The organism is Halopseudomonas laoshanensis, assembly GCF_008365385.1.
Lineage (GTDB): Bacteria > Pseudomonadota > Gammaproteobacteria > Pseudomonadales > Pseudomonadaceae > Halopseudomonas > Halopseudomonas laoshanensis.
Genome location: NZ_QOVF01000001.1, coordinates 674,804 through 690,987 on the forward strand (window position 1 = coordinate 674,804; position 16,184 = coordinate 690,987).

The 16,184-nt window shown below is 59.8% G+C and carries 13 protein-coding genes; 8 read left to right on the forward strand and 5 right to left on the reverse strand.

All coding sequences use genetic code 11. The features are described 5' to 3' along the window. The first annotated feature begins 33 nt into the window (after positions 1–33). The 8 genes from DT594_RS03160 (at position 34) to DT594_RS03195 (ending at position 10,179) form a co-directional block, all read left to right on the forward strand. On the forward strand, positions 34–612 hold the full coding sequence (locus DT594_RS03160; RefSeq protein ID WP_178091390.1) for a putative antibiotic biosynthesis monooxygenase: 579 nt from the start codon (positions 34–36) through the stop codon (positions 610–612). Continuing rightward, positions 609–2,588: an amidohydrolase gene (locus DT594_RS03165; RefSeq protein WP_149331334.1), complete on the forward strand. Its 1,980-nt coding sequence runs from the start codon at positions 609–611 to the stop codon at positions 2,586–2,588. The genes DT594_RS03160 and DT594_RS03165 overlap by 4 nt, the downstream gene beginning before the upstream one ends. Continuing rightward, entirely contained in the window at positions 2,578–4,185 is a 1,608-nt protein-coding gene (locus DT594_RS03170) for an MFS transporter (RefSeq protein WP_149331335.1), read from the forward strand. The genes DT594_RS03165 and DT594_RS03170 overlap by 11 nt, the downstream gene beginning before the upstream one ends. 10 nt (positions 4,186–4,195) lie before the next feature. Then, complete coding sequence (locus tag DT594_RS03175) at positions 4,196–4,972, forward strand: alpha/beta fold hydrolase (RefSeq protein ID WP_149331336.1); 777 nt, start codon at positions 4,196–4,198, stop codon at positions 4,970–4,972. A gap of 130 nt (positions 4,973–5,102) precedes the next feature. Then, entirely contained in the window at positions 5,103–8,045 is a 2,943-nt protein-coding gene (locus DT594_RS03180) for a sensor histidine kinase (RefSeq protein ID WP_149331337.1), read from the forward strand. Between the two features lie 4 nt (positions 8,046–8,049). Continuing rightward, the gene (locus DT594_RS03185) at positions 8,050–8,688 is read left to right on the forward strand and encodes a response regulator transcription factor (RefSeq protein WP_149331338.1); all 639 of its coding nucleotides are present in this window, start codon (positions 8,050–8,052) and stop codon (positions 8,686–8,688) included. Positions 8,689–8,833: 145 nt separating this feature from the next. Continuing rightward, the gene (locus DT594_RS03190; RefSeq protein ID WP_149331339.1) at positions 8,834–9,448 is read left to right on the forward strand and encodes a helix-turn-helix domain-containing protein; all 615 of its coding nucleotides are present in this window, start codon (positions 8,834–8,836) and stop codon (positions 9,446–9,448) included. Then, entirely contained in the window at positions 9,445–10,179 is a 735-nt protein-coding gene (locus DT594_RS03195) for a pirin family protein (RefSeq protein WP_149331340.1), read from the forward strand. Before DT594_RS03190 ends, DT594_RS03195 begins: the two co-directional genes overlap by 4 nt. Before the next feature lie 44 nt (positions 10,180–10,223). Here the strand turns inward: DT594_RS03195 and DT594_RS03200 are convergent, their stop codons facing one another. The 5 genes from DT594_RS03200 to DT594_RS03220 form a co-directional block, all read right to left on the reverse strand. Continuing rightward, positions 10,224–10,580: a hypothetical protein gene (locus DT594_RS03200; protein WP_149331341.1), complete on the reverse strand. Its 357-nt coding sequence runs from the start codon at positions 10,578–10,580 to the stop codon at positions 10,224–10,226. A 74-nt stretch (positions 10,581–10,654) separates the two neighbouring features. Continuing rightward, on the reverse strand, positions 10,655–13,240 hold the full coding sequence (locus DT594_RS03205) for an ABC transporter permease (RefSeq protein WP_149331342.1): 2,586 nt from the start codon (positions 13,238–13,240) through the stop codon (positions 10,655–10,657). Beyond that, complete coding sequence (locus DT594_RS03210; RefSeq protein WP_149331930.1) at positions 13,230–13,883, reverse strand: ABC transporter ATP-binding protein; 654 nt, start codon at positions 13,881–13,883, stop codon at positions 13,230–13,232. Before DT594_RS03210 ends, DT594_RS03205 begins: the two co-directional genes overlap by 11 nt. Positions 13,884–14,034: 151 nt before the next feature. Continuing rightward, the gene (locus tag DT594_RS03215) at positions 14,035–15,291 is read right to left on the reverse strand and encodes an MFS transporter (protein WP_149331343.1); all 1,257 of its coding nucleotides are present in this window, start codon (positions 15,289–15,291) and stop codon (positions 14,035–14,037) included. Between the two features lie 69 nt (positions 15,292–15,360). Then, positions 15,361–16,182, reverse strand: coding sequence for an aldo/keto reductase (locus tag DT594_RS03220; protein WP_149331344.1), 822 nt, complete (start codon positions 16,180–16,182; stop codon positions 15,361–15,363). Between the last annotated feature and the right edge of the window lie 2 nt (positions 16,183–16,184).

The following is a 16,184-nucleotide window of genomic DNA, read 5'->3' on the forward strand; positions in this document are numbered from 1 at the left end:
GCTTTCGCCGCCCCGATTCCGGAGTTGCCCACTATGGCCCAACAGTTACCCGATATTGTGACGCTGGTCGTTCGCCACTGCGTGCGGGCAGCGCAGCTTAGCGCTTATGAAGTCTGGTTACGCCGGATCATGAACGTCGCAGAGCAGTTTGAAGGTCATCTGGGCGTGAACGTGATGCGTAGCCGAGGTGCAGGTCTGACCAACTTCACCATCGTCTTGCGCTTTAGCTGCATCGAGCGGTTGCAGGCATGGCTCGACTCGAATGAACGCAAACAGCTGATCAGTGAGGCGCTACCGCTGCTGGTGGATGGCGACCAGACAGAAGTCAGTATGGCCAACGAGTTCTGGTTTACCCCTGCCAGCGAGCACCCACAACCACCGCGCTGGAAACAGGCATGCGTCACCTTTCTGGTGATCTTGCCGCTCAGCTTGCTGGTACCGCTGGCGTGGCGGCCGCTATTGGCCAGTGTGCCCTGGCTGAGCGGCTACTTTGCCAGCGGCCTGTTGATCACAGCCACTATCGTTCTGCTGGTGGTTTACATTTTCATGCCCATGGTCACCGGCTGGTTTGCAGGCTGGTTGCAGGGCGAGGATGACGGGGCCAGGTCATGACCAACAAACCAACAGACCAGGGCAGACGGGGTTTTATCGCCGCTGGATCACTGATCGGCGCTGCCGGCGCCCTATGGTCAACCTTTCCGTTCGCCGCGGCTGCAGGCGCGGCAACCTCAACTATTCCCGGAGGCAACATGACTGCCGACATCATCTTCTTCAATGGCGATCTGCATACAGTGGATCGCGACAATCCCCGTGCGACAGCGGTTGCGATCAAGGACGGCAAGTTTACCGCCGTGGGCAGCGACGCCGAGGCCATGGCACTCCGGGGTGATGGCACGCATCTGGTAGACCTGCAGGGACGCACTGTCATTCCGGGATTGAACGACTCGCACCTGCATCTGATTCGCGGCGGTCTTAACTACAATCTGGAGTTGCGCTGGGAAGGCGTGCCGTCGCTAGCCGATGCGTTACGCATGTTGAAGGTGCAGGCGGACCGCACTCCGGCGCCACAATGGGTACGGGTGGTCGGCGGGTGGAATGAATTTCAATTTGCCGAGCGGCGGATGCCGACGCTCGATGAACTTAATCAAGCGGCACCGGATACTCCCGTATTTGTACTGCATCTGTACGACCGGGCGCTATTGAACCGCGCGGCCTTACGGGTAGTGGGTTATACGCGTGACACGCCCAATCCCCCGGGCGGTGAGATTCAGCGCGACGCCAACGGTGAGCCCACCGGCATGCTGGTGGCACGGCCCAATGCGATGATTCTGTATTCGACGCTGGCAAAAGGTCCGACGCTGCCTATCGAATACCAGGTCAACTCCACGCGTCAGTTCATGCGTGAATTGAATCGACTGGGTGTGACCAGCGCCATCGATGCCGGCGGCGGCTTCCAGAACTATCCGGACGATTATGAAGTGGTGCGCGAGCTGGCGAGCAAGGACCAGCTCACCGTGCGTATTGCCTACAACCTGTTCACCCAGAAGCCGAAGGAAGAGCTGGCTGACTTCAAAAACTGGACCACGCAAGTCAAACCCGGGGATGGCGATGATTTCTTCCGCCACAACGGCGCGGGCGAAATGCTGGTGTTTTCGGCGGCGGACTTTGAGGACTTTCTTGAACCGCGGCCGGACCTGGCGCCGCAAATGGAGGCGGACCTTGAGCCAGTGGTGCGTCACCTGGTGGAACATCGCTGGCCGTTCCGTCTGCATGCGACCTATGACGAATCCATCTCGCGCATGCTGGATGTGTTCGAAAGGGTCAATCAGGATATTCCCTTCAACGGCTTGCCGTGGTTTTTCGATCACGCAGAAACCATTACACCGCGCAATATCGAACGCGTGCGCGCCTTGGGTGGCGGCATTGCGGTTCAGGATCGCATGGCATTCCAGGGTGAATACTTTGTAGACCGCTACGGTAGCAAGGCGGCAGAACAGACGCCGCCTATTCAGCGCATGCTGGCGGAGGGCGTACCGGTGGGCGCGGGTACTGACGCCACCAGGGTATCCAGCTACAACCCCTGGACCTCGCTGTACTGGTTGGTCAGCGGCAAGACGGTGGGCGGCCTGGCGCTTCATCCGGAGGGCTTGTCCCGTGCTGTAGCGCTGGAACTTTTCACCCATGGCAGCGCCTGGTTCTCTTCTGAGCAAGGCAAGAAAGGTATGCTAAAGGTAGGTCAGTTGGCCGATCTGGTCGCCCTCAGTGCAGATTTTTTCAACGTCGAGGAGGAGCAGGTCAAGTGGATAGAATCGGTGCTGACGGTAGTCGGGGGCAAGGTGGTATACGCTACCGGCGAATTTGGTCCGTTGTCGCCCGGTGAGCTGCCGGTCACGCCGGACTGGTCGCCGGTAGCGCTTGTGCCTGGGCACTGGAAGCCCAACGCGCCATTGCAGGCAAGCGTCCATCAGTGCTCCGGACCCTGTGCAGTGCACGCCCATAGCCATGACCGGGTAAGAACGTCCTCTGTACCGGTCAGCGATTACCAGGGTTTCTGGGGTGCTTTCGGATGTTCCTGCTTTGCGTTCTGATAACGGGACAACCGCCCCCGCTGCAACGGCCTGGAGCCCGCTGCGCAATCCTGTATTCCGCTGGCTGTGGATTGCCAGCATAGCCTCAAACATCGGGACCTGGATGCACGAGGTGGGGGCAGGTTGGTTGATGACCAGCCTTTCAGCCAGCCCGATTGCCGTCGCCCTGGTTCAGGTGGCCGGGGCTGCGCCAATGTTTTTCCTGGCGCTGCCGGCTGGCGCGCTGGCGGATGTGATCGACAAACGCCGCTACCTGTTGGTAGTGCAGCTGTGGATGGCGTCCTCGGCGCTGGTTCTGGCGCTGTTGACGGTGTCGGGTCTGGTCACAGTGCCATTGCTACTGGGCATGACCGCTTGTATGGGTATTGGCACGGCCTTGATGATGCCCGCCTGGTCGGCTCTCACCCCGGAGCTGGTGGGCAAGACCGAGTTGCCTGCAGCCATTGCGCTGTCCAGTGTCGGGATCAACGTAGCCCGAGCAGTGGGCCCGGCCATTGCCGGAGTACTGGTGAGCCTTAGCGGGCCGTGGCTTACCTTTGCGCTGAACGCCGTGTCTTTTGTGGCGGTGATGGCGGTATTGTTCTTCTGGAAACGCCAGGTCGAGCCGGCTGTGCTGCCGGCGGAACGGCTGCTAGGTGCCATGCGCGCAGGATTGGTTTTCAGTCTGGAGTCGCCGCCGTTAAAACGCGCGCTGGCGCGGACCTTTGCGTTTTTCCTCGGCGCCAGTGCCGGGATGGCTCTGCTGCCCTTGCTGGTGCGCGGCGACATGCAGGGTGATGCCATGGACTTTGGGCTGCTGCTGGGCAGCGTTGGTGTTGGGGCGTTGGTGGGAGCGACGACCTTGCCGGCAATTCGCTTGCGTATCAGCAGTCACCTGCTGGTGGTGTTGGCCAGTCTGATTTACGCAGCGGTTCTAGCTGCATTGGCATTGCTGCGCGATATGTTCTGGTTGGTACCGATCATGGCACTCAGCGGAGCGGCGTGGATTGCGGTGCTGTCCAGTTTGCAGATTGCGGTTCAAACGTCGGTGCCTTCCTGGGTCAGGGCACGAGTGCTCTCGGTCTACATTCTGGTGTTTTTCGGCAGCATGGCCGCAGGCGGGATGCTGTGGGGTGCCATTGCCAGTCGCTATGACCTGACTTTTGCGCTGCTATGCGCCAGCGTCACCCTGGTCCTGGGCGTCGTTGTAACGTTACGTCTCACTTTGCCGGTGACCGAGGCAGAAGACATTGCCCCTTCGCTGCACTGGCCCACGCCGATACCTCCCAAGGGCGAGGACAATGATCGTGGTCCGGTGATGGTGACGCTGGAGTACTCGGTCAGGCAGACAGATGCCGAGCCGTTCAAACTGGCCATGCATGAGGTTCGGGCGATGCGCAGACGCAGCGGGGCGCTTACTTGGGGGCTGGTGCAAAATACCGAAAACCCTGATAGCTGGTTGGAGTTCTTTATTGATGGCTCCTGGCTGGAGCACATGCGACATCACGGGCGTGTCACCAAGGCTGACCGGCGGATCGAAGCGGCTGCGCGACGCTTCCAGCAGCCGGGTGTGGCGCTTGTGATAAAGCACCATGTCATGCATGTAGCACGTCGCTGATTGATCGGCCATGGGCTATCAGGTCTGCTTTATACAGGGCGACTGGTTGGGCCCGGCGGTATGGGACAAGTTCGAGCGCCATTTCAAAGCCTGCGGCTACGTTTGCAGTGTTCTTTCACTGCCGGCAGCCGGAGAGCTGGGTTGGTACCGGGTCTTGCATGGCGCAGATGCCAGATCATCGCCCCTTGGTCGTCTGGTGGATTTCTACGCGGAGCAAATTGCCGCCTTTCCGGCGCCGCCAGTTCTGATTGGGCATGCGATGGGCGGGTTGGTGGTTCAACTGCTGCTCGATCGTGGCCTGGGTGTTGCTGGCATCGCAATTGCTCCGCGGCCGCCGCAGCGAGTCTTCCCAGGCATCCTTTCGCTACTGCAGATACTCACCGCAAGGTCTGAGCGACGCGATGGAATGCGTTTTCTGCGTATGACGCCTGGACAGTTTTCACGGCGGGTTGCCTATCCAGGAGCCCGGCAAGTCACCGGGCAGCTCTATGAAAAATTTGTCGGCAGAGTCCCGCAAAAGCTGATGACCACAGTCGCATTCGGCTTTGGGAGCAGACTGCACTTGAGCCACGAGCGCGGGCCCTTGTTACTGATTTCCGGCGATGACGATCATATGGTTGCGAGTTCTGTCGTTTTAGCCAATTATTTCTATCAGAGGCGGTCGTTGGCGCCGACAGATTACATCTCCTTTCCTGGCTACGGGCATCTGCTTATTACGCAACCGGGTTGGGAACATGTCGCGGACCGAATCATTGAATGGCTTCAGCAACAACTAGGCTGGTTTTGATGCCGTCCAGCAGCTGTAGAACTCAACAGAGGCTGTGGGGTAACCCTTGCGAATAAACGCAATCTTGCTGCTGAGCCTCTTGCTCAGCTGCCTTGCGTGCCCAACTGCGTCGGCGCGCATCTCTGAGGAAATGGATCACCGCCGCTGGACTGCCAGCGATCAGGGTCCGAGTGCAGTGGGCGCGCTTGCGCAAACCGTTGATGGGTACCTTTGGCTGGGTACCCATGACTCCTTGTATCGCTTCGATGGTTTCGAGTTCGAGAAGTTCGAACCTGCAGACGGTGAGCCGCTGGGCGTAGTCTCTGCACTTATCAGTACGGCGCAAGGGCTGTGGGTAGGTTTCCGTGCCGGTGGCGTCCGTCTGATCGATTCAAACGGGATGATGCAGCCGATTGATTCAGGGCTTCCGGATGGAGTGGTGTATAGCCTGGCCGAGGACCCGCAGGGGCACATCTGGGCGGCGGCGGATGCAGGGCTTGCTCAGCACAACGGCGCTGGCTGGCGCCTGGTAGGTGAGGACGAGGGCTTTGCTGGCCTCCATGCCCGAGCGGTGCATGTGGATGCACAGGGCTATACCTGGGCGGCGAGCGAAGAGGAGCTGTACATGCGCCCCCCGGGGGCATCTTCGTTCATGAAAACCGGCATCAGGAGTCCTTCGATCAGCAAAATAGCATCATCTCCTTCAGGCGAGGTATGGGTAACTGATCGCTCCAGGGAGCATGTACTGCGTCTTACCAAGACCGGCCATGCCAGCATCAAACGTGAAGAAATACCGACATCAAGAGCAAACAGTATCGTTCTGGATGAGCAGGGAGGCGCTTGGGTGGGAACGCTGGGCGCCGGCTTGCACTACCTTGCTGCCGGAACGCGGCAGGAGTCTGTCGAGAAAACGGCTGTTATCGGCTCCTACACTGCTCGTGATGGACTCAGCTCCGATTATGTACTGGCCCAGCTCGTCGACCGTGAAGGCATCCTCTGGGTAGGCACGGATGCGGGCCTGGACCGCCTCAAGCGCAAAACCCTCGATCCCCTGGCTTTGCCTGCTGGTGCGGGAAGCCATGCGCTGGCTGTAGACAGTGAAGGTTCACTCTGGGTCGGATCCGATAGTGGCCAACTGAGAGGCTTCCGGGGTGATAGCCAATCCACCTTTGAGCTGGGCATGCCGATAAGCACCCTGGTGAACAGTGAGCAGTACGGTTTGCTGATTGGCGGTCACGAGGGGGTTTTCTCCCTTGCAGGCGATGGGCCGGAGCGCATCGCGGCACTCCCTGTGGAGACCGCCCCCGAATCTGCCATAAGGGCGATGGCGGTTGGAGAAGATGGCGATATATGGATCTCTGTCAACCGCGCAGGCCTTTTCGTCTGGGCTGATCAGCAATGGCGTCAGGCTGATCCGGTCAGTGATTCACAGCGGCAGGTAATGCCTGTCAGCGCCTCCCGAGACCTGGCGGGGAACCTATGGTTCGGCTACCGCGATAATCTTCTGGTGTCTTTTTCCGAGCAGAAGTTCAAACGCTGGAGCTTCCAGGAGGGGCTGGATATTGGCCATGTCACAGCCATGCTGCATCTGCCCGAACGTACCTGGGTAGGTGGCCAGCATGGGTTGGCGTACCTTGAGGGTGATCGTTTTCATCGTCTGGATCTGCCAGGCGCTGGATCATTTCAGAATATCTACGCGTTGGTCGCCGTGCCCGCCCGTCAGGGCGCGGGCGAATCAGGTATGGATATCTGGGTCCACAGTCGCGATGGCATCTTCAAACTGCCTGCGGCCGAAATTGAGCGGGTGATAGCCGGAGGCCAGGCGCTGCTTTACAGCTCACATGATCAGATTGGCCGGCTACCCATGGACCCATACAAGGTTCTACCATTGCCGACCGGCGTCTATACGCCTGATGGCTCCTTATGGTTTGCTACCGGACATGGCGTCGTTCGTGCTGATCCGTATCAGGCCGAGGGTATGGCAGAGCCGCCCGTTGTCACGATCAAGCGGCTGACGGCTGATGGCGTCGATTTCGACATCTCCGACGCGGCCGTTCAGCTGCCAGCCGCATCAAAAAAGCTGGTTATCGCCTATTCCGCGTTGAACCTTGGCGCACCGGAAACCATGCGCTTTCAATACCGGCTTAATGGCCATGATTCGGAATGGGTCGACGCAGGTCGCTCAAGGCGAGCGGTTTACTCCCACCTGCACCCAGGTAGTTATGAATTTCACGTACGTGTCATTGGCGAAAATGGGCGCTCCAACAGTCCCGACGGGATCTTGAATGTCCTCATTCCCCAGGTCTTCTATCTGCGGCCAGGATTTTTGCTGCTCCTTTCCGCGGCGCTGCTGTTGTTCCTGTTCTGGATTTCCAGTGTGTATATGTACCGTGAGAAAGCTGCCCTGCGGACGCGCCTTGAGGAGCGCTTCCAGGAGCGCGAACGCATTGCGCGCGAGTTGCACGATACGTTGCTGCAAAGCGTGCAGGGCATGATGCTCAGCTTCCAGGCGGTGGCCGACAGCTTGCCGAGGGAGTCCGCCGCCCGACACTCAATGGAGCGGGCGCTGGATCGGGCCGAGCAGGTAATCGCTGAGGGCCGCGACCGGATCACGGGTCTGCGCGGCGAGATCGCCCCGGCGGAAGATCTGGTTGTTGCATTTCAGGCGTTGCACCTGGAGGTCGGTGCTGCGGATTCTGCTGCCTACAGTGTTGGCAATGTAGGTAAACCGCTGCCGCTGCGCAGCGAAGTGCGCGACGCCTTTTACCAGGTGGGCAGGGAAGCGGTGTGCAATTCACTGCGCCATGCGCAGGCGTCCAGGGTCTCCGTCACTTTCACATACGCCGCAGACAGGTTCGAGATGCTGGTTGCCGATGACGGTGTAGGCATTGATCCGCTTTACCAGCGAATGCGCGGGCGCCCTGAACACGGTGGGATGAGGGGTATGTACGAGCGTGCCCACAGAATTGACGCAACGCTGGAGATCGTGAGCAACGCCAGGAGCGGGACGAGTATCAGGCTGTCACTACCTGGCAGCATTGCCTTTGAAAATACCGTTGATTACAAATACAGCCGTTCAAGTAGGGCAGGATAAACCCATGACCAGTCACCTCAAGCCCATCACCGTATTGATCGTGGACGACCATCCGCTGATACGCGAGGGTATTGCGGCAGTAGTGAGCAACTATGCGGACATAACTCTGGTGGGTGAAGCCTCCAACGGGCTGGAGGCCATCCGGCTGTACCGAGCAACGCAACCGGACGTAACGCTGATGGATGTTCAGATGCCCGAGCTCAATGGCATTGGTGCCATCAGCTCCATCATGTCCGAGTTTCCCCAGGCGCGTATCGCGGTATTGACCACCTATCGAGGCGATGTCAGGGCGTTGCAAGCAATCAAGGCCGGTGCGCGCGGCTACCTTTTGAAAAGCACCTTGCGGCATGAGCTGATCGATACCATACGCGTACTGGCTGCCGGTAAACGCCGCTTTCCGCCGGAGATTGCCGAGGAATTAGCTGCTCACCTTGATCAGGAAGGGCTTACCAACAGGGAGGTCCAGGTGTTGCAACACGTCGCCGAGGGGCTATCGAACAAGGAGACGGCTGATATTCTGGAAATAGGTGAAGACACCGTCAAAGGGCATCTTCGAAATATCATGGACAAGTTGGGAGCCAACAATCGCACGCATGCGGTGACTATTGGTATTCAACGAGGAATTATCGAGCTCGCGCAATAAATACGGCTGCCCCCCCTCTTTAGTGTTGATCCACGCTCCCCCGTTTGGGGCTGTGTCAGGCTCAGGGACGCTGCGATGCTTAGCTACCTAGGGTGGTGCGCCTGGCGTGCCACCAGCAACAGGTCCCGGCCAAGGAGCGCGAGCGATGAACGGGCGTGCCAGCACATGTTATTCGGTGGAAAATACCACTTCTCGTGATTCCGACTGCCTGAAACAGACCAGGCAACTGCTGACATTGTTGGCGGAGACGGAGCGGACGATTCACCGCGATCCCGACACGGCGTCGGCATACCTGAATCAGGCTATCGCTCTGCTAGCAGCCGAAAGTCAGAGCGGATCTTCGCAGCGTAAAAGCAGAGGTGGGTTGGCGCGCTGGCAAGTCACACGGATCGATGAGTTTATAAAGGATCACCTCGATCATTGCATTCGAACAACTGAGCTTGCCTCGCTATTGGGGCTCAGCGTCAGTCATTTTTCGCATGCGTTCAAGCAGACGATGGGGGTAACCCCATTGATGTATGTCGCCGCTGCACGTGTTGAGGCAGCGCGGCAATATATGCTTTGCTCGGCAAATTCATTAAGTGAAATTGCGCTCAGTCACGGATTTTGCGACCAGTCGCACTTTTGTCGGGTATTCCGACGAGAAACCGGCCTGTCGCCGCAAACCTGGCGAAAATTGCATACTGCAGACCCACATTCGTATTCGGCCCTTAATGCCAATTCCTCCCATCAAGCCGTCCAGCTCAGGAGTAGATCATGATTAGTGTTCGAGCAGCAGCACAACGAGGCCAGGCGGACCATGGCTGGTTGCGGTCAGCCCATACGTTCTCGTTCGGGTCTTACTTCGATCCCGAGCAATCGGGCTTTTCTGACCTGCTGGTTATCAACGATGATCGGGTCGATCCCGGTATGGGCTTCGGCTCCCATTCCCACCGTGATATGGAGATCTTCTCCTATGTGCTGGAGGGCGAACTGGCGCACAAGGACTCACTTGGCAACGGTTCGAGCATCAAGCCCGGCGACGTGCAGCTGATGAGCGCGGGCACCGGCATTGTTCACAGTGAGTTCAACGCCTCACAGAACGCCAAGGTGCATTTTCTGCAGATCTGGATCGTTCCAGCGCGGGCCAACCAGCCCGCGAACTATCAACAGCATTCGCTTGATCCAACGAAAAAACGGGGGCGTTTGGCTCTGATCCTGTCGCCAGATGGCGACGAACAATCGCTGGTCATTGATCAGGATGTGCGCGTCTATGCTGGAGAACTTGATGGCTACGAAGCAGCGCATCTGAAACTGCCACCCAACCGCTATGCCTATGTTCACATTGCTCGCGGCAGTGTGGCGTTGAACGGCAGGAAGATGGAGGCAGGAGACGGGGCGCGGGTCATGGATGAGACGGACCTTGAGTTCACCAACGGCCGTGACGCGGAAGTGCTGGTGTTTGATTTGCGCCCCAACATGCAGCCACAGATGGCCAGGGGCCGGTCCTGACCTGGGCGACGGCTACCTACATAATCTGGTCTGTGAGCGAGCAATTACAGCAGCTCTTCGTCTTCACAGACCAGTTTTACGCGAATGGTTTCCGTGGAGTAGTCCCCACCAATGCGCAGTTCGGCTTGTTCGCCGGGCTGAATGGTCGCGTCGGGGAAAAAGGTCCAGGCCTGTTCTGCCGGTTCTGGCCTGAGCGAGCATTCCACCGCACTGCTGTGGTTATTGGTCAGGCGCAGGTGCTTGGGGTTATCGGCGCTGGCCGGGCCAGTCGAGTCTTCCGGGTCGATGACCAGGGTGCGAATGTCCAGCTCGTTAAGCTCACTGTCCAGCAGCACCTGTGGCGCAGCTAAGGCGACGGCGGGCATGCAGGCAATCACGGCGCAGGCTTGGGCTAACTTCATCGTGCGACTCCTTATGTTTACCGATACACAGCAGTAGAGGCCGCTGCGCGTCTCAGGTTCCGTAGGTCACCTATTCAACCCTCGCGCAGCAACATGGCCTGGTTCTGCTTCAAGGCCTGCAGTGTTGGCAGCAGCCCGCCAAGCAGGGCAAGCGAGCTGACTGCACCTGCGACCAACGCGCCAAGCCACCAGAGATCGCCTGCCGGCAGTTTCAACAGCACGGTTGCCAGGGGGAGGGCGATCAGCGCGCCGAGTGCGGTAGCAAACAGGGTGGCGATAAACGTCAGCAGTCCTGTTTCCAGCAGCATGGATAGCCGAATGGCGCGGTGCCGGGCACCCAGGCAATGCAGCAGGTTGGCCTCATACAGTTGGCGCCTGCGGCTGACACTCACCACGCTGGAGAGCACCAGCAGGCTTGCCGTGAGGCTGATCAGCGCAACGGCGGCAAGGCCTGCGGTAGCCTTGCTGAGCAGGTCGCCTGCGGTCTTGAGCCAGTCGGCGGTGCTCAGGGTGATCACATTGGGAATGTTCCTGGCCAGCCACTGCTGCGACTGTTGCGCGGCCGGGTCGCTCTGGTAGACCACGCCGACATAGCGGCCGATCAAGGCATCCAATGCGCCATCCTGCAGCACACCCTCAAACCAGAAGCGCGTTTGCAGGCCTTTCTGGCGGTACAGGGCTCTGATTTCAGCGGCAATGGTCTGGCCTTCGACCAGAAACTCGACCTGGTCGCCGACCGTCAGCCCGAGTTCGTTGGCTTCTCGATCCTCCATGGCCATAAAGGCGGGCTGGCCGTCAGGTGCTGGTGACGTCCACCACTCTCCGGATACCAGCTCAAGGTCTTCCGGGTTGCCGGACAGATAACTGAGCTTGTATTCATCACCCATGGCTTCGCGTCGGGCGCGGGAATCGTCTGCGAGAATCTCGGCGATCGGCTCCTGGTTAATCGCGCCCAGGCGCCCGCGTACCAAGGGCAGCAGCTCGGTCTCGGCGGTGGGGTCAAGCGATTCCAGGCCGGCGTTGAGCGTGTCGATCTGATCAGGCAGCACTTCATAGAGAATCAGCGCCGGCGCTTCGGCGGGGATGGTTGATTCCAGTGCGCGCAGCAGCGTACTGACCAGCAGGGCGCAGGCGACTACCAGCGTCAGCGCGGTACCCAGCGACAGCAGCGTTGCTCGCAGTGGCGAATCCGGCCGGTGCAGATTGGCCAATGCCAGGCGTCGGGCAAAATTGCGCTCGGCAAAGCCGCCGTTTTCCAGGGCTTTGGCGCCGCGCTGCAAGCCCTTGATCAGCGCTTCCAGCAACCCCCAGAGTACGACTACCGCGAGCAGGAACATAAAGCCGAGTTGCGAGGAGGGCAGCCAGAACAGCGTGGCGGCGATATACACCGCCAGCAGCAGATAACTGGCTACCCGCCAACTACGCGGCTCATGGCGGGCGGCCTCAACCTTGCCCCTGAAAAGCCCTGCCGGTGACGCAGCCAGTGCTTTGGCAAGTGCCGGTAACGCGAAGACGTAGGCGGTCAATACCGCGAACAGCCAGCTCAGCAGCAGCGGCACAGCCCACAAGGCTATCCACTGGCCAGCGCCGTTTGAGCCGGACACCGCGAAGGCATCGCCGGCCAGTGTCAGGGCTATGGCGGAGAGCGCCAGCCCGATGGCGCCGCCGATAATCCCGGCCAGGCTGCCGAGTATGCCGATCTGCAGCAGATAGATGATCACCAGCGGCGCACGCCTTAACCCCAGCGTTTGCAGCGTGGCAATAGTGCCGAGCTTTTCATCCAGATAGGCATGAATGCTGTTGGCGACACCCAGGCCGCCAATAAACAGTGTAGTGAACGCAATCAGGATGAGCGCCGTGGCAATCTGATCCAGCCGTTCGGCCAGGCGTTCGCTGCGTTCGGCAAAAGTGGTGGTATCCCAGCGGGCATCGGGGAAGGCCTGCTCCAGCTCGTTCAGCCAAACAGTCAGATCGCGGTCGGTTTGTACACGGTATTCATAGTCGACGCGGCTGCCAGGTTGTATCAGTTGAGCCGCTTGCAAGGCCTCTTCAGAAATCATGATCGGCAGGCCGCGCCAGTTGGCATTCAGGCTGCGATCCGGCTGCGCTTGTATAAGACCGCTGATGCGAAAGGTTGCGGCGCCGATTTGTACCTGATCGCCGACGGTTTGCCCCAGACGTTCCGCCAGCAGGGGATCAATGATCGCGCCCCAGAGCCCGTCCTGCTGGGCAGTGAGTTCGGCGCGCGGTAGATCTGGTGTCAGCTGCAGTTCGCCATACAGCGGGTAGGCGTCATCCGGAATCAGGATCTCGGCGCTGAAAAAGTTCTCGCCATTGGCATCACTGACCATGGTGTCGAGCTCACGCACCAGCGAGATAGTGCCGCTGGCGCGAATCCATTCAAGCGCCTCATCGGGTATTGGCTCGTTGGTGTCCAACTCAACATCGCCACCCAGCAGCGCGCGGGTATCTTCCAGCAGGCTCTGCTCGATTACCCGGTAAAGGCTGGCCGTGGCTGCGACCAGCGTGACGCCGAGGATCAGGCAGGCGAGAAACACTTTGAGTACGGAGATTCGTGAGCGCAGATCGGTGATGGCGAATCTCAGTAGCCACAGCGCTCTGGCAGACCAGGGTAGCCTGGCGGATGTGTCAGAGCGCATGCAGGCGTCCCGCATCCATTCGCACGCGGTGCTGGCAGCGCTCGGCGACGCGCTCGTCGTGGGTTACCAGCACCAGCGTGGACTTGCTTTCCTTGTGCAGGTCGAACAGCAGCGTGAGTATCTTCTCGCCGGTTTTATGGTCCAGGTTGCCGGTGGGTTCATCACCCAATAGCAGGCTTGGTTGATGTACCAGCGCCCGGGCAATCGCCACACGCTGCTGCTCGCCACCGGAAAGCTGAGTGGGGTAGTGCCGCAACCGATGACTTAGCCCGACGGCTTCCAGCATGGCAATCGAGCGCTCGCGTGCGTGCGCCTGCCCGGCGATTTCCAGTGGCAGGCTGACATTACCCAGCGCGCTGAGGCCGGGTAACAGATGGAAGGATTGGAAGATGATGCCTAGGTGTTCGCTGCGCCAGTCGGCTAGTGCATTGGAGTCCATATCACCCAGGCGCTGGCTGCCGACCAGTATCTCGCCCTGGTCCGGGCGTTCGAGGCCGGAGAGCAACAGCAGGAGTGAGGTCTTGCCGCTGCCGGAGGGGCCAGTGATTGCCAGTGTCTCGCCCGGTGGAATCGTCAGCGACGCGTTGTTGAGGACTGCGACGGTTCCTGATTCTGTGGGGTAGCTGAGGTGGATGTCGCTCATTTGCACGCTGGTGGACACAGGGCTTCCTTTGGCTAGGCGGGATCAACCGGCACTATGCCACGCCTGCAGCAGCCCCGGCGACGCGCAGACACCATTGGCAACACTCTCCTGTGGCTTGGCGAGACACAGGATCTCTAGCGAAGGTTGGCGATCATTTCGCTTCCGCTGGACCTTCAGCAGAGGGCGGTGCCCCGACGCTAGGTTCACCGACCGCCAGCTCCTTGGGAAAACGGCGGATCAGCAGCGTCAAGCCGAAGCCCACCGAAAGCACCAGAACGGTGAAGCTGAAAGCGACGGTAAAGCCGCCGGTGGTTTCGATCAGCCAGCCAGCGATGGCTGGGCCGAGGAATTGGCCGAAAGCAAAGAACAGTGTGGCAAAGCTGAATGCGATGGGGATATAGCGGGGTGCGACCTGATCCGTGGCGCTGGTCTGAATCATCGCAAACACGCCGTTGATCGAGGCGCCCATCACCAGGAAGTGGAAAAAGAAGTAGGGCAGGCTCTGCTCTATAAGCGGCAATGTCATGGCCATGATGACCAGAAAGATGCACGTCGCCAGGGCATTCCCGCGGCCCCAGAAGTCAGATATCCAGCCCCATAGCGGGCCGGCAGCGATGGACATTAACCCCATCATCGCCATGTAGCTCCCTGCCGTGGCCGCGCTGTGCCCGCTCTCCACCATGAAGCTGACCATGAACACCGTCTGAACGATGTAGCTCATGCCAATGATGCCGTAGGTCGTGGCTACGATCAGTACCCGGGGATTGCGGTAAATCAGCCATTTCTTATCCGCCGGCAGGTGCCCAGCCTCGCTGGCTGTCGCCTTGGGCGGATTACGCACGAAGAGCGCGATCATCACCGCCACAAATAGCGCCGCGCCGGCAAACACCCCCCAACTGACCCGCCAACCCTGCTCGCCGAACGCGGCGAATAAAAAGGGCACGAGTACGCCGGATACCAGAACGCCGAGACCCACTCCGCTGGTCATGCAACCGATCACCAGGCCACGCTTATCGGGAAACCAGGTGGCCAGCAAGGCGACCATGGGGGCAAACGCGAAGGCGGTACCAAAACCCAGCACGCCCATCAGGGTCATGATGAGCCAGAAGTTCGCAGCAAAAGCCAAGCCGACAAAGCCCGCCGCGACGGTGAGCATGCCGAACATGATCGAAGCCTTCGCGCCCCAGCGGGCAGCCGCCAGGCCACCGGCCAGGACGAAGCAGACATAACACAGGGCGGTAACGGTGCTGAGAATCCCCGCCTGCTGGTAGGACAGTCCCAGATCAGCACGCATCGCTGGCAGGATGACGCCGTAAGCAAGCCGGGCAAAGCCAATCACCACCAGGGACGTAAGGGTACCGCACAGCACGGTAATCACCATGTTCGGGCGCATCGCACTCTGGGACATCGGGGCTCTCTTATGCTCTGACTTGGTAGCCGCTAAGGTTACCAGTTATCCGAAAAGCGTGCCCCGCGCTTACACCATCTCCAGCGACTGTTTGCGCGTGGGCGGCGGATAGGCGGCATCAATCTGAGCCAGGTCGTCTCCGTCGAGCTTCAGCTTGTCAGCACCTGCGTTCTGTTTGAGGTGATCCAGATTGACTGCCTTGGGAATGGCGATCAAGCCGGGATGGCGCAGGACCCAGGCCAGCGCTACCTGCGCGGGCGTAGCGGAGTGTTTGTCGGCTATGCGTTGGAGCGTCGCGTCTTGTAGCAGGGCTCCGCCTTGGCCAATCGGGCAGTAGGCCATAAGCGCCATGCCGTGTTGCGCTTGCCAGGCCAGCAGGTCGTATTCGATGCCGCGAGATTCGGGGTTGTAGAGCACCTGATTGGTCGCGCAATCCGGATTATCGAGTTCCTGCAGATCGGCCACGTCAAAGTTCGACACGCCCCAGCGAAGGATCTTGCCCTGCTCGCACAAAAGCTCGAAGGCAGCGACTGTCTCGCTCAGCGGATATTGCCCGCGCCAGTGCAGCAGGTAGAGGTCAATGGTCTCAGTGCCCAGGCGTTGCAGGCTGCGCTCGCAGGCGGCCTTGACGCCCTTGGCGCTGGCGTTGTGCGGATAGACCTTGCTGACCAGATACACCTCATCCCGCCGGCCCTGAATCGCTTCGCCGACGATCTCCTCCGCACCGCCTTCGGCATACATCTCCGCCGTGTCGATCAAGGTCATGCCCAGATCCACGCCCTCACGCAACGCTCTAACCTCTGCCTGCCGGTGCCCGGCATCCTCGCCCATGCGCCAGGTGCCCTGGCCTATACGCGGTACGCTTACTCCGCCCAAATTGATAGTCTGCATGC

Coding starts and splice junctions, on each gene's coding strand:
- DT594_RS03185 (WP_149331338.1), top strand. CDS start 8,050: ATGACCAGTCACCTCAAGCCCATCACCGTATTGATCGTGGACGACCAT.
- DT594_RS03215 (WP_149331343.1), bottom strand. CDS start 15,291: ATGTCCCAGAGTGCGATGCGCCCGAACATGGTGATTACCGTGCTGTGC.
- DT594_RS03190 (WP_149331339.1), top strand. CDS start 8,834: ATGAACGGGCGTGCCAGCACATGTTATTCGGTGGAAAATACCACTTCT.
- DT594_RS03160 (WP_178091390.1), top strand. CDS start 34: ATGGCCCAACAGTTACCCGATATTGTGACGCTGGTCGTTCGCCACTGC.
- DT594_RS03180 (WP_149331337.1), top strand. CDS start 5,103: ATGGATCACCGCCGCTGGACTGCCAGCGATCAGGGTCCGAGTGCAGTG.
- DT594_RS03175 (WP_149331336.1), top strand. CDS start 4,196: ATGGGCTATCAGGTCTGCTTTATACAGGGCGACTGGTTGGGCCCGGCG.
- DT594_RS03195 (WP_149331340.1), top strand. CDS start 9,445: ATGATTAGTGTTCGAGCAGCAGCACAACGAGGCCAGGCGGACCATGGC.
- DT594_RS03205 (WP_149331342.1), bottom strand. CDS start 13,240: ATGCGCTCTGACACATCCGCCAGGCTACCCTGGTCTGCCAGAGCGCTG.
- DT594_RS03200 (WP_149331341.1), bottom strand. CDS start 10,580: ATGAAGTTAGCCCAAGCCTGCGCCGTGATTGCCTGCATGCCCGCCGTC.
- DT594_RS03210 (WP_149331930.1), bottom strand. CDS start 13,883: ATGAGCGACATCCACCTCAGCTACCCCACAGAATCAGGAACCGTCGCA.
- DT594_RS03220 (WP_149331344.1), bottom strand. CDS start 16,182: ATGCAGACTATCAATTTGGGCGGAGTAAGCGTACCGCGTATAGGCCAG.
- DT594_RS03165 (WP_149331334.1), top strand. CDS start 609: ATGACCAACAAACCAACAGACCAGGGCAGACGGGGTTTTATCGCCGCT.